At 45.8% G+C, this 16,829-nt stretch carries 16 protein-coding genes, 4 tRNA genes and 1 pseudogene; 9 read left to right on the forward strand and 12 right to left on the reverse strand.

The genetic code is table 11. The features are described from left to right. Nucleotides 1-165: 165 nt before the first annotated feature. A tRNA-Ile gene (locus tag MA03_RS00005) sits at nucleotides 166-295 on the forward strand. Between the two features lie 21 nt (nucleotides 296-316). Here the strand turns inward: MA03_RS00005 and MA03_RS00010 are convergent. Next, entirely contained in the window at nucleotides 317-526 is a 210-nt protein-coding gene (locus MA03_RS00010) for a hypothetical protein (RefSeq protein ID WP_191118584.1), read from the reverse strand. 378 nt (nucleotides 527-904) lie between these two features. Between MA03_RS00010 and MA03_RS00015 the strand changes: the two genes are divergently transcribed. Together MA03_RS00015 and MA03_RS00020 are read left to right on the forward strand one after the other, a co-directional pair. Further along, nucleotides 905-1,270, forward strand: coding sequence for a hypothetical protein (locus MA03_RS00015; RefSeq protein ID WP_052883319.1), 366 nt, complete (start codon nucleotides 905-907; stop codon nucleotides 1,268-1,270). Nucleotides 1,271-1,376: 106 nt separating this feature from the next. Next, nucleotides 1,377-1,679 (forward strand): hypothetical protein, encoded by a 303-nt coding sequence (locus MA03_RS00020; protein WP_052883320.1) that lies wholly within the window; start codon nucleotides 1,377-1,379, stop codon nucleotides 1,677-1,679. An 8-nt stretch (nucleotides 1,680-1,687) separates the two neighbouring features. Here MA03_RS00020 and MA03_RS00025 read toward each other — a convergent pair whose 3' ends face one another. From MA03_RS00025 to MA03_RS08495, 3 genes are all read right to left on the reverse strand, one after another. Then, complete coding sequence (locus tag MA03_RS00025) at nucleotides 1,688-4,213, reverse strand: DNA-directed DNA polymerase I (RefSeq protein WP_052883321.1); 2,526 nt, start codon at nucleotides 4,211-4,213, stop codon at nucleotides 1,688-1,690. A gap of 6 nt (nucleotides 4,214-4,219) precedes the next feature. After that, nucleotides 4,220-4,432 (reverse strand): hypothetical protein, encoded by a 213-nt coding sequence (locus tag MA03_RS08490; protein ID WP_191118585.1) that lies wholly within the window; start codon nucleotides 4,430-4,432, stop codon nucleotides 4,220-4,222. A 61-nt stretch (nucleotides 4,433-4,493) separates the two neighbouring features. Next, a complete protein-coding gene (locus MA03_RS08495; protein WP_191118586.1) occupies nucleotides 4,494-4,649 on the reverse strand; it encodes a 50S ribosomal protein L40e in 156 nt (51 codons plus the stop codon). A 183-nt stretch (nucleotides 4,650-4,832) separates the two neighbouring features. Between MA03_RS08495 and MA03_RS00030 the strand changes: the two genes are divergently transcribed. Next, entirely contained in the window at nucleotides 4,833-6,095 is a 1,263-nt protein-coding gene (locus MA03_RS00030; RefSeq protein WP_052883322.1) for an ABC transporter substrate-binding protein, read from the forward strand. On the opposite strand, the gene rimI is transcribed toward MA03_RS00030, so the two are convergent. The 3 genes and pseudogenes from rimI to MA03_RS00045 all read right to left on the reverse strand — a co-directional run bounded on the left by rimI (nucleotide 6,092) and on the right by MA03_RS00045 (nucleotide 7,719). Then, nucleotides 6,092-6,607: a ribosomal protein S18-alanine N-acetyltransferase gene (rimI, locus tag MA03_RS00035; RefSeq protein ID WP_236944883.1), complete on the reverse strand. Its 516-nt coding sequence runs from the start codon at nucleotides 6,605-6,607 to the stop codon at nucleotides 6,092-6,094. The genes MA03_RS00030 and rimI overlap by 4 nt on opposite strands. Before the next feature lie 20 nt (nucleotides 6,608-6,627). Next, a pseudogene (locus tag MA03_RS00040) lies at nucleotides 6,628-7,211 on the reverse strand (TATA-box-binding protein). Nucleotides 7,212-7,302: 91 nt separating this feature from the next. After that, nucleotides 7,303-7,719 carry a signal peptidase I gene (locus tag MA03_RS00045; RefSeq protein WP_052883324.1) on the reverse strand — a complete coding sequence of 139 codons (417 nt, stop codon included), beginning with the start codon at nucleotides 7,717-7,719 and terminating at the stop codon, nucleotides 7,303-7,305. Nucleotides 7,720-7,829: 110 nt separating this feature from the next. Between MA03_RS00045 and thsA the strand changes: the two genes are divergently transcribed. After that, entirely contained in the window at nucleotides 7,830-9,470 is a 1,641-nt protein-coding gene (gene thsA, locus MA03_RS00050) for a thermosome subunit alpha (protein ID WP_052884825.1), read from the forward strand. 55 nt (nucleotides 9,471-9,525) lie between these two features. Further along, nucleotides 9,526-9,822: a DNA-directed RNA polymerase subunit K gene (locus MA03_RS00055; protein WP_052883325.1), complete on the forward strand. Its 297-nt coding sequence runs from the start codon at nucleotides 9,526-9,528 to the stop codon at nucleotides 9,820-9,822. On the opposite strand, the gene MA03_RS00060 is transcribed toward MA03_RS00055, so the two are convergent. Both MA03_RS00060 and MA03_RS00065 read right to left on the reverse strand, forming a co-directional pair. After that, the gene (locus MA03_RS00060; RefSeq protein ID WP_052883326.1) at nucleotides 9,819-10,166 is read right to left on the reverse strand and encodes an arcadin 1; all 348 of its coding nucleotides are present in this window, start codon (nucleotides 10,164-10,166) and stop codon (nucleotides 9,819-9,821) included. The genes MA03_RS00055 and MA03_RS00060 overlap by 4 nt on opposite strands. Nucleotides 10,167-10,284: 118 nt before the next feature. Beyond that, nucleotides 10,285-10,384: transfer RNA gene (locus MA03_RS00065), tRNA-Thr, on the reverse strand. 406 nt (nucleotides 10,385-10,790) lie between these two features. On the opposite strand from MA03_RS00065, the gene MA03_RS00070 reads away from it, so the two are divergent. Continuing rightward, nucleotides 10,791-11,003: a hypothetical protein gene (locus tag MA03_RS00070; protein ID WP_052883327.1), complete on the forward strand. Its 213-nt coding sequence runs from the start codon at nucleotides 10,791-10,793 to the stop codon at nucleotides 11,001-11,003. A 40-nt stretch (nucleotides 11,004-11,043) separates the two neighbouring features. Here MA03_RS00070 and MA03_RS00075 read toward each other — a convergent pair. The 3 genes from MA03_RS00075 to MA03_RS00085 all read right to left on the reverse strand — a co-directional run bounded on the left by MA03_RS00075 (nucleotide 11,044) and on the right by MA03_RS00085 (nucleotide 13,042). Further along, nucleotides 11,044-11,171: transfer RNA gene (locus MA03_RS00075), tRNA-Val, on the reverse strand. A gap of 216 nt (nucleotides 11,172-11,387) precedes the next feature. Further along, nucleotides 11,388-11,489, reverse strand: a tRNA-Lys gene (locus MA03_RS00080). 44 nt (nucleotides 11,490-11,533) lie between these two features. Continuing rightward, complete coding sequence (locus tag MA03_RS00085) at nucleotides 11,534-13,042, reverse strand: glycine--tRNA ligase (protein ID WP_052883328.1); 1,509 nt, start codon at nucleotides 13,040-13,042, stop codon at nucleotides 11,534-11,536. A 177-nt stretch (nucleotides 13,043-13,219) separates the two neighbouring features. Here MA03_RS00085 and MA03_RS00090 point away from each other — a divergent pair, with 177 nt between their 5' ends. Next, the gene (locus MA03_RS00090; protein ID WP_052884826.1) at nucleotides 13,220-13,462 is read left to right on the forward strand and encodes a DNA-directed RNA polymerase subunit H; all 243 of its coding nucleotides are present in this window, start codon (nucleotides 13,220-13,222) and stop codon (nucleotides 13,460-13,462) included. Continuing rightward, the gene (locus tag MA03_RS00095; protein ID WP_052883329.1) at nucleotides 13,462-16,827 is read left to right on the forward strand and encodes a DNA-directed RNA polymerase subunit B; all 3,366 of its coding nucleotides are present in this window, start codon (nucleotides 13,462-13,464) and stop codon (nucleotides 16,825-16,827) included. Before MA03_RS00090 ends, MA03_RS00095 begins: the two co-directional genes overlap by 1 nt. Nucleotides 16,828-16,829: the final 2 nt, after the last annotated feature.

Here is a 16,829-nt window from a genome sequence, read left to right on the forward strand (position 1 = left end):
GCAAATCACAATAGGAAAGGGCTTTATGTTTTTTTCGCTCCGCGATCGATTATAACGCGGCCCCGCACTTAGCATTACACCTTTTAACAGTATGAAAAGGCTTTAAGGGGATAGAGATGCGTAAGCAATATATTTATCCTAATCTTTGTTCTAATGCCGCGCGGAGGGCCGGTGGCTCAGCCAGGTAGAGCATCCGAGCGCTTCCTATAGCGCGGTGAAGCTGATAAACGAGCGCGCCCCTCTGGCGCCTCTTCCAGAGACCGGGGGGTCCCGGGTTCAAATCCCGGCCGGCCCACTCTTTATAATCTTGGGGGGTCTAGTATGTCTTCTCAGCTTCCCATTCCTCTGAGAGTCCTTCGATCCTGCTTTGATGTTCTTCTAGCTCCCTGAGCATTGCATCTATGTCGTCGAGTATTTTCCTTGGGTCTGGCAGAATGTCGGCGTAGGCCCTGAGAGGGGCGATGTGTGTGCAGGACTTGGGGGTCCTCGAAGTAAACGCGGACATCAACGCATGCTTGAACATCACTCACAAGACACGATACAGCCCGCCCACACCAAACGAGGTCAAAGCCTTCGTGTCGACACATAGCGGAGTCATACCACTCAACGAGAAAAAGAGAAAAATACACCAAGAGCAATACACTAATCCCTAGAAGGGTAACCCTGGAGCCACCCCCAGTGACGCAGGGCAGCAGTCGGCGCTAGGCCGCTTCTGATCTTATTTTAGAGACTTACAACGACAATGACTGGAAAATAAGAAGCAGTGTCCCGGGTGTGGGTTGCCGCTTTTCATTGCTGGCGCGAAGGCGCCTCGAGCGGCGACCAATAGTCACCCGGGTCATGAATAAATTGAGGCAAAGGGTTAAATTAGCATTGTGTATTTTTTCAAACACGGTGTTGTGTAATGGGTGAGGGAAGCGACCTTGAAATAATAAAGAAGAGAATGCTGCTTGAAATGCAAAGAAAAATGCTCGAAAAAGAACTTAAAAAGGCTGAACCAGACTACTACAGTATTTTTCTCAAATACTTAACTGATGATGGCAGGATCATGTTTGAGAAGGCTGTCGAGCAATATAGTGATACTGCCAAGAAGATAGGAGAAAAGCTTGGTAAATTATTTTATTCAGGCAGGCTACGGGAAAAGCTAAATGCAGAGGCTGTATATTGGATTTTTTATGAGATTGGGCTTCCAATTCGTCTTGAGACGAAAATCGTCTATAAGAAGGGCAGAGAATACAAATCGATAAGTGATGTCTTAAAAGAGGAATAGGATTTGATGAAACTTGATTCAACATGTGTTTCTCTGAGGATACATATTCGAGGCACATATAAAAATAAATAAAGGGGATGAAATTGTCTCATGCCTGGGGATTCGGATGCCTAAGCCCGTAAAGATAATTTTCGTCGGGGCATCGTGGGCCGACTTTAACAAGGAGCTAAAAAGCATAAGCCAGGAGGTGGCTAAAAGCAAAGGTTTAGAGTTTGAGGAAAAGCAAGAGGACTACGTTTTTCTAACAAAGTATGGCGAGAAGGACGAGTTCGGAGGGGCTGACATTCCGCAAGTATTCGTGGTATACGACAACGGAAAGATAAAACACGTCCTCACGAAAGTACCTATCGTCGGGACAAAACCCGACTTCGAGGCTGCGAGGCGTAAGATAGAGGAAGCTTTGAGTTAGGTTCCGGGTTATTTCTTTGACTTAATTTGCAGAAAATCATCAATGGATTGTATTCCAAGGAGCTCGTCAAAACTTATTCCAAGAGCATCGAGAACCTGTTCCAATGTGGTCTTCATTATGTCTAGATACTTCTCAGTGTCTATTTCATCTATTCGTGCAAGTTGTACATGCTTTACACCTTCCCTATCCCTTGTCTTCACATAGCTAACGACACTACCCTTCATAATGTTTACTGGAGTACTGCCATAGAGCTTCTTGTATTCTCGCAATAACTGTTGTGCAGCCTTCTTGTGTTGAGGGGTTGTTTCGACATATTCTTGTAGGTCCTTCGTTAATACCACGTTAAATGCCAGTTGATCCAATGAAATCTGATTATTTTTCAAGCGCATAATTGATTCTCTGATATCATCCTTTACTTGTTCGATAGCTTCTTCAAACGAGGTAATGGTGTCCGCTTTTGAAAGTGTTGTTACAACATCTGTGAACAGCTTCTTTATGAATTCGGGGGTGTTTCTTTTCTTTCCGACAAGACCCTTTACGTCTATTTTTCCATCCTTTAACGCTCCGAGGTAGTTCTTTTTCCTTTCACTGAAAACAACCCACTTGTACTCTTTGTCAACACTGAGGTCTATTTTTAAATCATCGAGAACTGACTGTAGCAGTTTTTCTAATTTATCGCGGCTTGGATTCCAGAGGAAGAGGCTGTCAGTGTCTCCGTAAAGAACAGGAATGCCTAGATCTACAGCCTTCCTCATGGTCTTCAAGATAGCGTATCTTCCAAGGGCTGTTGTGCTTTCCGCTACCGGGGGACAGTATAGTGGGAATGCTTCGGAACCGAAGACACCGTAACTTGCGTTTAGAAAAACTTTGAGTGCAGACTGGATCACATCGTAGTGTTGCTTCTCGTCTTCAGACTTTACCTCTTTTGCCGCCTTCTTGTAAACGTATACGCGGAGATCCCTTAGGATCCCGATAATGGAAGCCATCATTCCTCTTCGACGTGTGCAAACCCAGTGGGGTGTTCCTGGGACTATGTTCCTTTTACATTCCTCGTGGGGGCATCGAACTGTTTCGTAGCTCAGGTTGCCAGTTTTGATTACGCTCGGATATAGGCTAGCGAAGTCAACTACAAGCACGTTGAAGTACATTCCGGGTAAGGGGTCGATAACTATTGCTCCAAGATATTTCTTCCCCTTAATTATTGCGCGGGTTGAAGTATCACCTTTAATTCTCTTGATATCCTCAGGGTTGGGTATGAGCCAGCCCCTCTGCCTATGCTCGTAGTAGAACATATTTCGGATCCATGCCGAGATGTTGTGACGTGTTAGGTCTTCCATTGGTAGTTTAGATATTCTCATCATAAGTATGATGAGTTTGATAACAAGGTCGTCGTTGAAAGCTGTTAACTCGTAGGTGAGCTCGGCATCACGAAAGCTGTACTCTGCTAGACGCTGATAGGTCATCTCTGAAATCAACTCCTCGTGTCTTACCTTGCCTTTTCCGAGGAGGGCTGAAGCTATTTCGTCCAAAGTGTTTCCTTCCCTGTATTTGTTTCCAAAAGCATAGACACGCATGGACTTATTTGTGAAGAACTTGTAGAGGTCAATGTGAATAGAGTTTCGTAGTTCGGGGTACTCGTCTCTTTCTTTCCATGAGATTGGTATCTCTTCTTTCTTGAATCCTAGCTTTAAGGCTCTATTGTAGAGGTAAGGTAGGTCAAAACTATCACCGTTAAAGGTGACTAAGAGAGGATACTCTTCGATCAACTTGAAAGTTGCAAGTAGAAGCTCTTTTTCATCCTTAAAGAAAGTTATCCTAGCGTCTCCCAGCGAGATTTGTGTGTTCCCATGTTTTTCCTCTCTCTCTAAAAGGTATACTCCTTTTCTGCCATCGGATGAGTAATACGAAACGGCTATTACCTTGTCCTCTGCGAGCTTCGGACTGGGTACTCTAAGAGCCTCAGACTCCACTTCTATGTCTATCGCAACTCTTTTAATCTTGGGAATAGGGGCGCTTAGGAGTTTCGCCCACTCTATCATTTCTGCAGCTTGGATTTTATCCTCTACAAGGCCTTCTACAAGTTTACGTATGCCTTCAGGGACACTAGTCTCCACTATTTTGGGTTCCCCGTCCTCATACTTATAGGGCATTCCTGGAATGATTTGTCTATCGTATATGTAGCAGTGATGATATTTTATTTTAGCTTCCCATGAGTGATCCTTTAAGAGTTCACGAATACTTTTCCCAGAACCACCTATAGATAGTGGATCGTTGGCTTCCACTTTGGTCATCCTAATCCAACGATCGTTAAGTGCATCGTATTTCTCGACAATATCAAGCTTGTTGAACCCCGGATGCTTTATAACTTCAGGGAATTTCTCAATGATCTCGTCGGGTGTAAGGTCAGTTAGAAGGTAAGGCTTGTGTCCGCTGTAGTCCGGAATCTTTACTATTTTATGTTCTTCGTCGTCATAAAAGTAGAGGACTGCTCGGCCATCGCTCCCCGAGTACCTTACTGAGAACAAGTAAAGCAATAAGACTCACCGCGTAAACCTCTCTACTCTCCAAACGTTTCTCCTATAGTTTTTCTTATACTCTTTATAATGCTCACGGCATAGGTATACCCGTTTCGTCCCCTCTTTAAGCTTAAGATTGACCCCACTCCGTTTATAGTTTTCAAGCGATATTGATCTCACTGCATCGTTGTCACAACCCTCAACGGAACATTTCACTCCCTTGTCAACACGTCCCATGGAATACCCACAATACTAAAAAACAAACCACAGATAAATAGAAAGCGTATAAAGTTAGATATTACTTCTTGTATCGCTTAGGTCTCAAATCACGGCTATGGCAACGCCTGCACCTCTCCGCGTCCCATGGGTTCCTCGCATTACACCTCCTACAAATCTTAACTTTAAAGTGGTAGTCCAAGGCTAACTGTAGTTTCTCGGGATCTCTTATAGGCATAACTTACCCCTTGGCTATCGAATAGACGATCGCTTTAAAACTTTTTGTCAACGCCTCAGAATCTGCTAAAATATAAAGATAACTATGAAAGACAAATATACATGTACTGATAAGTCTTCGCTTAGAGATTCAATAGGATCACCATCTTTAAAAACACTATTCTAGTTAGCCCTCCCTGTGATCATGGAAAAAACCTCTAGTTTAAAATCCATAGCAAGGACAAACGTGTTCATCCTAGCAGTTGGCGCTCTCCTAATAGGCTTAATCCTAGGAGCATTAATGAGCTCTCTACTATGGAATAGATCTACCCAAAACACTCAGCAGACAATAACGGTTCCCATAGGCGCGCTCCTAGAGCTTACCGGCGACTTAGAGTCTTATGGTAAGAGAGACCAAGTAGCCCTCGAGCTCGCTGTTCAGGACATTAATGCTTTTGCTGAGAGTGTTGGGTCTCCTTTCCGTTTCAAGCTTTTAGTCGAGGATACTGCTACTAGCCCTGAGCAGGCTAGGGCCAAGATACAGGTTCTAGCTGCTCAAGGCGTCCAGGCTATTATAGGTCTTGAGGCGAGTAGCGAGGTGAGCAGCGTTAAACAGTTCGCAGACGCCAACAAGATAGTCGTGATCAGTGTGGGATCCACCGCTGCATCTCTAGCTATTCCGGGTGACTATATCTTCAGGGTGGTTCCCAATGATAACTATCAGGGTAGGGCCCTGGCCAGGCTTGTGTGGAGTAGTGGCTTCAGGTCTGCGGTCGTCATATACAGGAACGACGCCTGGGGCAAGGGGCTTTACGACTCCTTCACTGCTAGGTTCCAGGAGCTCGGCGGGAGGGTTGCAGGCATACCCTACGACCCCAACGCCCAGGACCTCTCAGGGGAGGCTGCGAGGCTCGCGCAGCAGGCCGCGGCCCTAGGCCCTGACACGGCAGTTGTGCTCGTGAGCTTCGAGGACGACGGGATAAGGGTGATACAGGCTGCAGCACAAAACCCCACGCTAGCCCACCTCAAATGGTTCGGAACAGATGGAGTAGCGCTCTCTACCAAGCTCACAGATCAGGTAGGTGCACAACTGGTCGCATTGGGAGGACTTCCATGTACAATCTTCCAGCCGGCTGGGAACCCTCAGCAAAGCAGGTTTGTCGAAGCATTCTTGAAGAAGATGAATGAGTATCCACACTCATATGCTATGAATGCTTATGATGCTGCCTGGCTAATAGCCCTAGCAGTAATGACGACAGGACAATACAACGGCGAAACAATAGCAAAAGCACTACCAACAATAGCACAACACTACTACGGAGTAACAGGAAACACAGCACTAGACCAAAACGGAGACAGATCAGCGGGAGACTACGCTATTTGGACAGTAGTGCAAACACCGAATGGGTATAACTGGACTCAAATTGCGGTGTACAATTCAATTACAGACCAAGTGACAAGAGTCTAAGCAGGACGAGCCATCAAGTATGCGTCTTCGCCATCAAGATAGTACCCTGGCAAGACCTTTACAACGTTAAAGCCCAGTTTTTTGTAAAGTCTTATAGCTATTTCATTACTAACTCTAACCTCTAGATAGTATTCCTCTGCACCATAGTATTTCTTCATGTTCTCCAAGGCTCTGATCATAAGCTCAGTTCCTATACCACGTCCTTGAGCAAAGGGGAGTACAGCAATAGAAATTATGTGTCCTCGTTTCCCTATTTTGTTAGGGTTAGTGTAGAGCGTGTCATACTCTACTCTGCACATAATATAGCCCACTATGCGCCCATCTAGCTCCGCGACTAAGAAGGCTTTCCCGAAATTTCTGTAATGCATTTCGAAGTAAAATACAGGATAGTTTTCAGGCAATACTTCCTTATTTATCCTTATGACTTCACCTAACTCTTCGTGTCTAACCTCTCTAATGATGAAATCTTTTCTAGACGTGGTAGACACCTCTCGAACGAGGAGAGAAAACAATTTCAGCTTTTATTTTTTGTCTAGTCTTCTATTAAAACTCCTTGCTCTTTGAGTATAGCATAGATTTTGTTTACGGCGTTTTTTACCTCTTCTTCTTTTTTAGCCCCTGTGCACACAACTTTGCCACTGCTGAAGATCAGTAAGACGACCTTCGGCTCGTTCATACGATAGATTAGTCCAGGAAATTGTTCAGGCTCATACATAGCGTTTTCTAGTAGGAAGGCAGCCCGTTCAAGGTCAACAGCCGCCTTGAGGTTAGCGCTCGCCACTATGTTCTGTATCTCAACTATGGGCTCATTTCTAATGTCTATTCCGTGCTGCTTTAAGAGTTTGATAATGCTTCCAACAGCCTTCTTGACCTCCGTCTCTGACTTTGCTCCTGTACATACCATTTTCCCGCTGGAGAATATTAGCGTTGCTGTTTTCGGTCTGTTTAGTCTAAGCACTAGACCCGGAAACTCTCGGATCCCAGGTCCGGAGACCTGGGATGTTCCGGACTATACTCGGCGTGAGGTATTCGTTCAGCTATACGCTCTAGATCTAAACGTTGGTTGAGGGTTACAGAGGCAACAACGTTTTGAATCTCATAGGTTGGTTCAGGTATGTTGACCACCCCTTACGGGTTTATAAATATCTTGAAGAGATATATAAATACTTACCCATAGGAGGAGTAAGGAATAAAGTATGTTGAAGATTTAATGTGAAATTAATCTTTCGAAGATTAATTTAAGGTTACCTATATACGGAATCACGAAAATTACTCTGCCCTTTATCGTAAACTTATCAGGATGGATGCTGTCGGGGTAAGGGTTCGCATCTCCTTTAGTAATGAATTTATCACCGTTAACGCCGACAATCCTGTGAACAATTAGACCAGAAGGAGACTCGTAAACCACAATATCTCCTATAGAGTACTGGCTGGCGCCATAAACAACCACTATGTCTCCAACGTGAAGGGTGGGCTCCATTGACCAGCTCGATACCACGGCTAGGGGGACTTGCGTGTGTAACAGGTACCCGAGGGAAAAAATAAGAGCGACGGCTACTAGAAGAGTAGAAATTAACATCGCGTGTTCGATAATTTTGTTTCTTTTTTGTTTAACCTCATCCACGCATCTTCACGCATTTGACGGAGATATATAATTCTTTCTTGAGGGATGGAAAAATAAAGAAAAGTTTTTATAGAAGTGATGTTTTTCTGGAAATGCTAAGGGTGAATTCCATGGCTCAGCCTTCAGGCCAGATTCCTGTTTTGATATTGAAAGAAGGTACTCAGCGAACGACCGGGCGTGATGCTAGAAAAGCCAACATTTATGCTGCCAGGGTTATAGCTGAAGCCCTAGCAAGCTCTCTAGGTCCACGCGGAATGGACAAGCTACTGGTAGGCTCCTTTGGAAACGCCACAATTACCGGTGATGGAGCTACAATTCTTAAGGAAATGGAGGTTCAGCATCCCGCGGCCAAGATGCTTGTCGAGGTGGCAAAGGCTCAAGACGACGAGGTTGGTGACGGCACAACTAGCGTTGTTGTACTTGCCGGACAACTACTCACAGCGGCTGAAGAATTGATAGATCAAGACATCCACCCAACTATTATCACCGAGGGCTTCGAGAAGGCTCTCGTAGAAGCGACGAAGAAAATTGACGAGATGGCGGTAAAAGTAGACCCGTTGGACAGAAATATCCTCGAGAAGATTTCGCAAACAGCTCTTTCAAGCAAAGTTGTAGCCGAGTATAAAGAGTTTCTATCAAAGATAGTAGTTGAAGCAGCCCTCCAAGTAGCAGAAAAAAGGGACGGTGGATACAAGCTCAGTCTGGATGACATAAAGGTTGAGAAGAAGAAGGGTGAAAGTATAACAGAGACTACGCTTGTGAAGGGTATTGTTCTAGACAAGGAGGTTGTACATCCAGCCATGCCTAAGAGGGTTGAGAACGCGAAAATAGCGCTTCTAGACGCTCCACTAGAGATCGAGAAGCCTGAGTGGACCGCAAAAATTAACGTAACCACGCCTGAGCAGCTGAAAATGTTCCTCGACCAGGAGGCCGAAATACTACGCAGGAAAGTAGAGAAGATTAAGGAGAGTGGTGCTAATGTTGTTTTCTGTCAGAAGGGTATTGATGATGTTGCTCAGTATTATCTTGCCAGGGCTGGTATTCTTGCTGTGAGGCGTGTTAAGAAGAGTGATATGGAGAAGCTTGCCCGTGCTACTGGTGCTAAGATACTTACAAGGGTTGAGGATATTTCTCCAGAGGCTCTCGGCAATGCAAGGCTCGTGGAGGAGAGGAAGGTCGCGGACGAGAAGATGGTCTTCGTTGAAGGCTGCCCCAACCCCAAGAGCGTGACAATACTCGTCCGAGGCGGTGCTGAACATATTGTCGACGAGGCTGAGCGAGCGATTCATGATGCTCTCAGTGTTGTCCGAAATGTCATAGAGGATCCGAAGATAGTAGCGGGTGGAGGCGCAGTTGAGATAGAGTTGGCTATGAAATTAAGGGAATTTGCTAACACTCTGCCAAGCAAGGAGAAATTAGCGGTTGAAAAGTATGCCGAAGCTCTCGAGAACATAGTCGCAATACTTGCGCAGAACGCGGGAGCTGAGCCCATAGACGTGTTAACAGAGCTCAAGCGTCTACACGCAAGGGGCGAAAAATGGGCTGGTATTAATGCTTACACAGGCAAGGTTGAGGATGCTTACAAGGCTGGAATACTTGAGCCAGCAATTGTCAAGAAACAAGTCTTAAAGTCGGCTACAGAGGCAGCAATAATGATAATGAGAATTGACGATATCATCGCAGCTCAGCCTCCGAAAGGGAAAGAGAAGGAGAAGGAGAAAACACCTTCCGGAGAATTCGAAACCGATTAAACAAAGATTAGACTTTAAAAAGATTTAAATATTGTTTTTCTTGTCTAACTCGTTTATGTTCGAGGGTAATATTTCAAAAGGTAATACCTCATCGTCTAAATTTCAAGTCAAGATTGGTCCACCCTGGCTGACAAGGTTTGAGAAAGCCCGGATTCTTGGTATAAGAGCCCTTCAGATCTCCTTTGGGGCGCCCGTCTTGATCCCAGTTGAGGAGTCTGAGAATATAGACGCTATAAAAATAGCCGAGAGAGAGCTTGAGATGGGCGTTTTACCAATAGTCATAGTACGTTGGACACCAGAGGGAAGAGTCCAGGACATACCATTAAAGTTCTTAAAGCTTAGTCCACCCTAACCCTCTCGCTTCAATTCTATTTTTTCATTTGAGATCGTAATCTCAAAGAAGTCTCCAATGCTAGGCTTCGTAACGAACTTTTCCCATTCATCTTCGGTTAATACCAATGTAACTCTTGGAACACGCATAACTCCGGGCGAAGCTCCGGGAAACATTCTCATGATTTGCGATATTATTGGGGCTATTTCACGACTTATCTCGCTATCCGGAGATCTCACAAACATGGGCTCGGGCATTTCTCTTTCCTCTGTTAGTTCCAATTTCACCATTCTCTCTCCAAAGGGAGCGTCAAAAAGAGAGATATTAGAGACCTTTGCTTTAAACCTAACAGATATTTCAGACATGTGTAATCCCATTATCCGAGCTCTAATTATGTTTTTTGCAGTGGAATGTGAAATCAAAATTTCTCATGTGATATGGTTAAAATACGTCATGTGGTTAACATGAGAACAGAATCCAAGAAGCCCCGGCCGGGATTTGAACCCGGGACCTTCGGCTCCCTCGAACCCCCCTCTCTAGGGCCTTACAAGGCCGACGCTCCACCAGTCTGAGCTACCGGGGCTTACCAAGTCTCAAGGCATTTAGGGGTAAATTTATTGTTTTCGCACTTGTTTTCATCGACGTCTCGGATACAATCCTGAAGTATATTAGATATTTAACACCATCCAGCCGCCCTGCGCCACTGGGGGGTGGCTCCCGGTTACCCCTCTTAGGGGTTATTGTTTCTGGCCTGGTACTTTTTTCCTTCTCGTTTAGTGGTGTGACTCCTTGGTGTGTGGGGGTGTAGGTCTCGATTCTGGTCGGTGTTGGCGGGGTGTATCCTGCCTTCCTGGCGATGTTTAAGCATGCGTTGATGTCCGCGTTGGCCTCGAGGCCGCACCGGGGGCACGGGGAGGCGTTGGACGCTTACAGCCGGGCGTTTCCCCCTCGCCGGTGCCCTCAACATTAACCCGGGGGAGTCCAGGGCTATGCAGGCCTGGCAGGTTGACCACGCGGGGAGGGCGTACCACGCCCTAAGCGAGGCGGTCGAGGAGGTAAACCTTCGACGCACACGCATAGCCTCTCTAAGGATTTACGCGGACATCCCCCCAGAATACAGGAAGACACTCAACAGCATGGACGCGATGCTCAGAGAGCTAGAAGAGCACAGAGACACTCTTGAAAGCATCCTCGAGGAATAAGAAGCGGGGAAGACACACTAGAACCCCCAAGATTATAGCCTGGTGGGCCCGCCGGGATTTGAACCCGGGACCTCCGCCGATCTCCGGCGAACCCCATATACGAATTCCTTGTGCTCGCCGCGCGACTCGCTGCGCAAGGGCGACATCCTACCGCTAGACTACGGGCCCCTGACAAAAATAATTCACAAAAGTCCAGGTTAAAAGTTTTTTCAGCCTTCGTGTGCCGTTCCTCATTCCTATTCAGACGGCAAGTCACTCATCATCATTTTTACACCTCTGACAAAAATATAAAACCATTAGCTTTCCTAGAGGGTGATCGTTCTTTCAAGTAAATGATTGATGTACTGGCTTTTCCGAGAGATAGCGTTTTAAACTGTAAGATTACGGGCCGGCCGGGATTTGAACCCGGGTCCTACGGGTTAAAAGCCTCAACCTGCCTAGGAGGACTAGGCAAACCGTCGCTCTTCCTAGCTGAGCTACCGGCCCTGCCCGTATTTGTAGCAATATGATATAGGATATTAATTTTTCTCTTAAGGTCGCGTTTTCAGAGATAAAAATTCGAGTAGTTTCTCCCTATGCACCCTTTCTTGTTGTCTGGTGTCTCTGTATCTGACTGTGACTGTACCATCTTCCAGGCTCTGACCGTCAACTGTGATGCAGTAGGGGACTCCGACCTCATCAGCTTTTGCATAACGTTTCCCAATGCTTCCATCCTCGTCATAATAAACTCTGATGTGTTCGCGAAGTTCCTCATAGATCTCTCTTGCCAGGACATCAATATTGTCTCGCTTGACAAGAGGAAATATAGCAGCCTTGAACGGTGCTATTGAAGGTTTTATTTTTAAATATACTCGTTTTTCCTCCTTAACATAGGCTTCGGTCAACAGGGCTAGAATTACTCTTTCCAAGCCGAAAGACGGCTCTATCACATAAGGAATAACTTTTTCATCTCCGTCGACTATGTGGAGAGATTCCCCACTAAATTCCTGGTGCCTTCTCAGGTCGTAGTCCCCTCTATTTGAAATACCCTCAATCTCCTTCCAGCCCATGAAGGGGAAGTAATACTCAATGTCAAATGTCTGGACTGCATAGTGTGCGAGCTCTGTTTTCACGTGTTCTCGTACACGCAGGTTGTCAGGTGAAAGGCCTATACGCCAAAGCCATTTGAGGGACTCTGCTATCCAATACGCGTGCCACTTAGAGCCTATAAGACCGTTCTGGACTGCATCACCTATCGTGATCTTTTTAGCTGAATCTGTACCTTTCTCTTGATCCTCAGCGGTTAAGAGGTTAATCTTGAGATGTCGTATCGAGTCAAAATATGGGCATTCATCGAGTTTCCTTGGATTTACAAAGTATTCAATCTCCATCTGAATGAATTCTCGTAGCCTGAAAAGAAAGTTTCTCGGAGAGATCTCGTTCCTGAAAGCCTTTCCATATTGCGCTATTCCGAATGGAAGCGTAGCCCCCATTGTGAAAACTATATTCTTGAAATTAACGAAGATAAGCTGGGCTGTCTCTGGCCTTAGATAAACCGTGAAAGGGGGGTCCTTTTTCGGACCGAGTGCTGTTGCAAACATCAGGTTGAAAGTTCGAGGATCTGTGAGTTCGCCTCCGCATAAGGGGCATCTGATATTGTTCTCATGAATCAATTTCTTTAGGCTCTCAATTGAATAATCAACTACCTTAATTCCCAGATCCTCTAACAAATGATCGGCTCGGTACTCGGCTCCACACCTCTTACAAGTAACGATGTAGTCTATGAAGCTCTCAACGTGACCGCTAGCCTCCCACGTCCTTGGATGAGTTATTATGCTGCCATATATGCCATAGATGTCTTCTCTTTTTTCGACAAAAAACCACCACCAATCGTTTAGGATATTTCTCATTAGGTCTACTCCTAACGGTCCATAATCGTAAAAGCCGCTTAGCCCTCCATATATCTTCCCTGTAGGATAAAAGAAGCCACGTCTTACACATAGCTCAGTGAGCTCATCTAATGAAACTGCTCTGGGATTCCTGTCTCCCTCAGCGTTCATCCCCGATCCGGAATAGCTTCAAAGAGACATGTATTTAAGCTTCTGGTTTCACTGTTGGTAAGTTCTCTAATTTAAGAACAGCCTCTTTTCAGGGTAAGAGTCTCAAGGGCAGTCCTAACGAAATGTTTAAAAACAGGACTCTTAACGCTATCAACTAGTCTAAAAGTGAGGTTGATTATGCCTCGTAAACTTAATGTTCTTGAGCATGAGCTTGTACCGAAGTCTGTTTTACTTTCACGTGACGAAGCGAAGCGTATACTCAAAATAATGGGTTTAAAAAAGACAGAGTTGCCCTGGATTTTCTCAACGGATCCTGTGGCAAAGGCCTTGGGCGCTAAGCCCGGCGACGTTATTATGTTTATAAGGCAAAGCCCAACCGCTGGAGAGTCGGTGGCATTTCGTCTTGTAGTGCCAGGGTGATGTCTATGGAGAGCAAGGTATTAACTAGAGAGGATCGCTGGGAGGTTGTCAAAGCATATGTCAAGGAATTAGGTCTTGTGAGACAACACCTGGACTCTTTCAACATACTCCTAGAAAAAGGATTACAGGAAATCGTGGATGAGATTGGTGGTATAAAACTGGAGGCTCATGGTGTTGAGATAAAGTTTGGTAGGATAGAGGTGGGGGAACCAATATTCAAGGAGGCTGACGGCTCTGAGATCACTCTAACCCCGATGATAGCACGTCTGCGAAATATCACTTATGCTGCTCCCGTCTACCTAAACATGACACTATATGTGGACGGTGAAGAAAGAAAAACCGAGAGAGTCTTCATAGGAATGCTGCCTATAATGGTTAGAAGCAACAAGTGTATTCTATCCCGCATAAGCTCAGAAGAGGATCTAATAAAACTAGGAGAGGATCCCTACGACCCTGGCGGCTATTTCATAGTTAACGGCTCTGAAAGAGTAGTAGTAATGCAGGAGGATCTATCGGTAAACAGGGTTCTGGTCGACTACGGCGGTACAGGGACGTCTGTAACTCACACAGCGAAGGTTTTCTCGGTGGCGGCGGGATACAAGGTACCCATTACCGTGGAGAGAATGAAGGACGGAATGATTTACATAAGTTTTCCACATGTACCTCAGAGAATTCCCGTTGTTGTTGTTCTAAGAGCATTAGGGCTCCAGAAGGATAGAGACATTGTCTATGCGATTAGCAATAATCCTGAAATACAGCAAGAGTTCTTTCCAATCCTTCTTGAACAATCAAAGATTGCATCAACAGTAGAGGACGCGCTAGACTATATTGGTTCAAGAGTAGCCACAGGACAACCACGGAACGTTAGAATCGAGAGAGCTGAACAGATTTTAGACGAAAACTTTCTACCTCACGTTGGTCGAACAAAGTCTGCAAGATTGGCAAAAGCTTATTTCGTAGGACAGATGGTAGCCCGGCTACTAGAGCTAAAGATAGGGCTTCGCGGACCCGATGACAAGGATCACCTTGCGAACAAGAGATTAAGACATGCCGGGGAGCTTATAGGGCAGGTATTCAGGGTAGCCTTTAAGCAGCTAGTTCGAGAGATGACATACACGCTGGAGCGTCACATGACAAAAGGACGGGATATCAACATAATCAGTATAGTTAGACCTGACATTATAACCGATAAACTGCGTCATGCTCTTGCCACTGGAAACTGGGTGGGTGGAAGAACAGGAGTAAGCCAGATACTCGATAGGACAAACTACCTCTCTACACTATCTCATCTTAGAAGGGTTGTTTCTCCTCTCTCAAGAACTCAGCCTCACTTTGAAGCGCGAGAATTACACGCTACACAATGGGGGAGGCTTTGCCCAGTTGAAAGCCCTGAAGGACAGAACTGTGGCCTAGTTAAGAACCTGGCTTTGCTCGCAACCCTTTCCAACGGGTATAATGAGAGGGAAATCTATGAGTTACTCGTAACTCGCCTCAACGTTATACCCCTAGAGAGGAGTGTTGGTTTAAACGTGTCGGGAGCCCGGGTTTATCTCAACGGTAGGCTTATAGGATTTGTAGAGGACGGTGACGTTCTAGTCTCAACCATAAGAAGTTTGCGGAGACAGGGTAGGATTAGCCATGAGGTTAACGTAGCGATATACAAACAAGGACGCATCGAGGAAGTTTACGTGAATTGTGATGCTGGGAGATTGCGAAGACCCTTGATAATTGTCGAGAATGCCCAACCGAAGCTAAAGCCATCGCATATCAAGATGATACGCGAGGGGGCATGGACATGGAGCGACTTAATTCAGAACGGTATTATAGAGTACTTGGATGCTGAGGAAGAGGAAAACGCGCTTATAGCTGACTCCCCAGAAAAACTGACTCCGAAGCACACACACCTCGAAATAGTTCCTTCTGCTATCCTAGGCGTAATAGCGATGACCATACCCTTCATCGAGTACAATCAATCTCCCCGAAACTCTTACCAAGCAGCTATGGCTAAGCAGTCACTAGGAATACCGACTCTCAACTTCAAGCTTAGAATGGATCCCCGAATGCATATTATGTATTATCCACAGAAGCCATTAGTTAAGACTAGGATTTTTGACCTTCTCCCTATAGACTCTCTGCCCTATGGAACAAACATGGTTGTGGCTGTATTGACAGGCGGCGGTTATAACATACAGGACGCGGTCATAATCAATAAAGCCTCCATTGAGCGGGGAATGACGAGATCAGTCTTCTTACGAACCTACGAGGCCGAGGAGCGCAGGTATCCAGGCGGCATGGAAGACAAATTCGAAAAGCCGAGGCCTGAGGAGGAGCTCCTGGATCTTAAACCAATAGAAGCTTATGAAGCACTCGACGAGGTCGATGGAATAGCACACGTAGAGAGCGAATTAAAAGGAGGACAAGTAGTAATAGGGCGTACCAGTCCCCCCAGGTTCTATACTGGGACCTACGAACCTAGAACGATTTCTAGGAGAAAGGATACTTCGATAATTCTCAGGCACGGCGAGCGCGGCATAGTGGACAAAGTAGTACTTGTGGAGAGCCCAGAAGGTGTAAAGCTCGTAAAGGTTAGAGTCAGGGATCTGAGACCCACAGAGGTTGGGGACAAGTTTGCGTCGAGACATGGTCAGAAAGGCGTTGTCGGGCTTCTAGTCCCTCAGGAAGACATGCCATTCACGGAAGAGGGAATAACACCTGACCTAATCATCAACCCTCACGCGATACCTTCCAGAATGACTGTTGGACAACTCCTCGAGGCTATAACAGGCAAGGTCGCAGCTCTCTCAGGAAAACGCATAGATGCTACGGCTTTCGAGGCTCCTAGCGTAGACGACATTAGGGAATTGCTTAGAAGCTATGGATTTAGGAGCGATGGCAGAGAGGTTCTTTATAATGGGATAACAGGCGAAAAGCTTGAAGCCGAGATATTTATAGGAGTTGTCTTTTACGAAAAGCTACACCACCTTGTTGCGGACAAGATGCACGCTAGGGCGCGTGGCAGAGTGCAGATACTCACCAGGCAGCCAACAGAGGGAAGAGCTAGAGAAGGAGGACTAAGGTTTGGTGAGATGGAGAAAGATTGTCTCGTAGGGCACGGTGCAGCTCTCCTACTGCGCGAGAGGCTCCTAGAAAGCTCCGATAAAACCACAATCTGGGTTTGCGAGAACTGCGGCTACACCGGATGGTTTGATGCCAAGAAAAATATTCCCGTATGCCCTGTATGTGGCGAAGAGAAGGGAAAGCTTCATCCAGTCGAAGTCTCCTACGCCTTCAAATTGCTTTTACAGGAACTTACTGGCCTAGGAATATCTGTCAAGCTACTGTTAAAAGACAAGATTTCGATATGAGG

The organism is Thermofilum uzonense, from assembly GCF_000993805.1.
GTDB lineage: Archaea > Thermoproteota > Thermoprotei > Thermofilales > Thermofilaceae > Thermofilum > Thermofilum uzonense.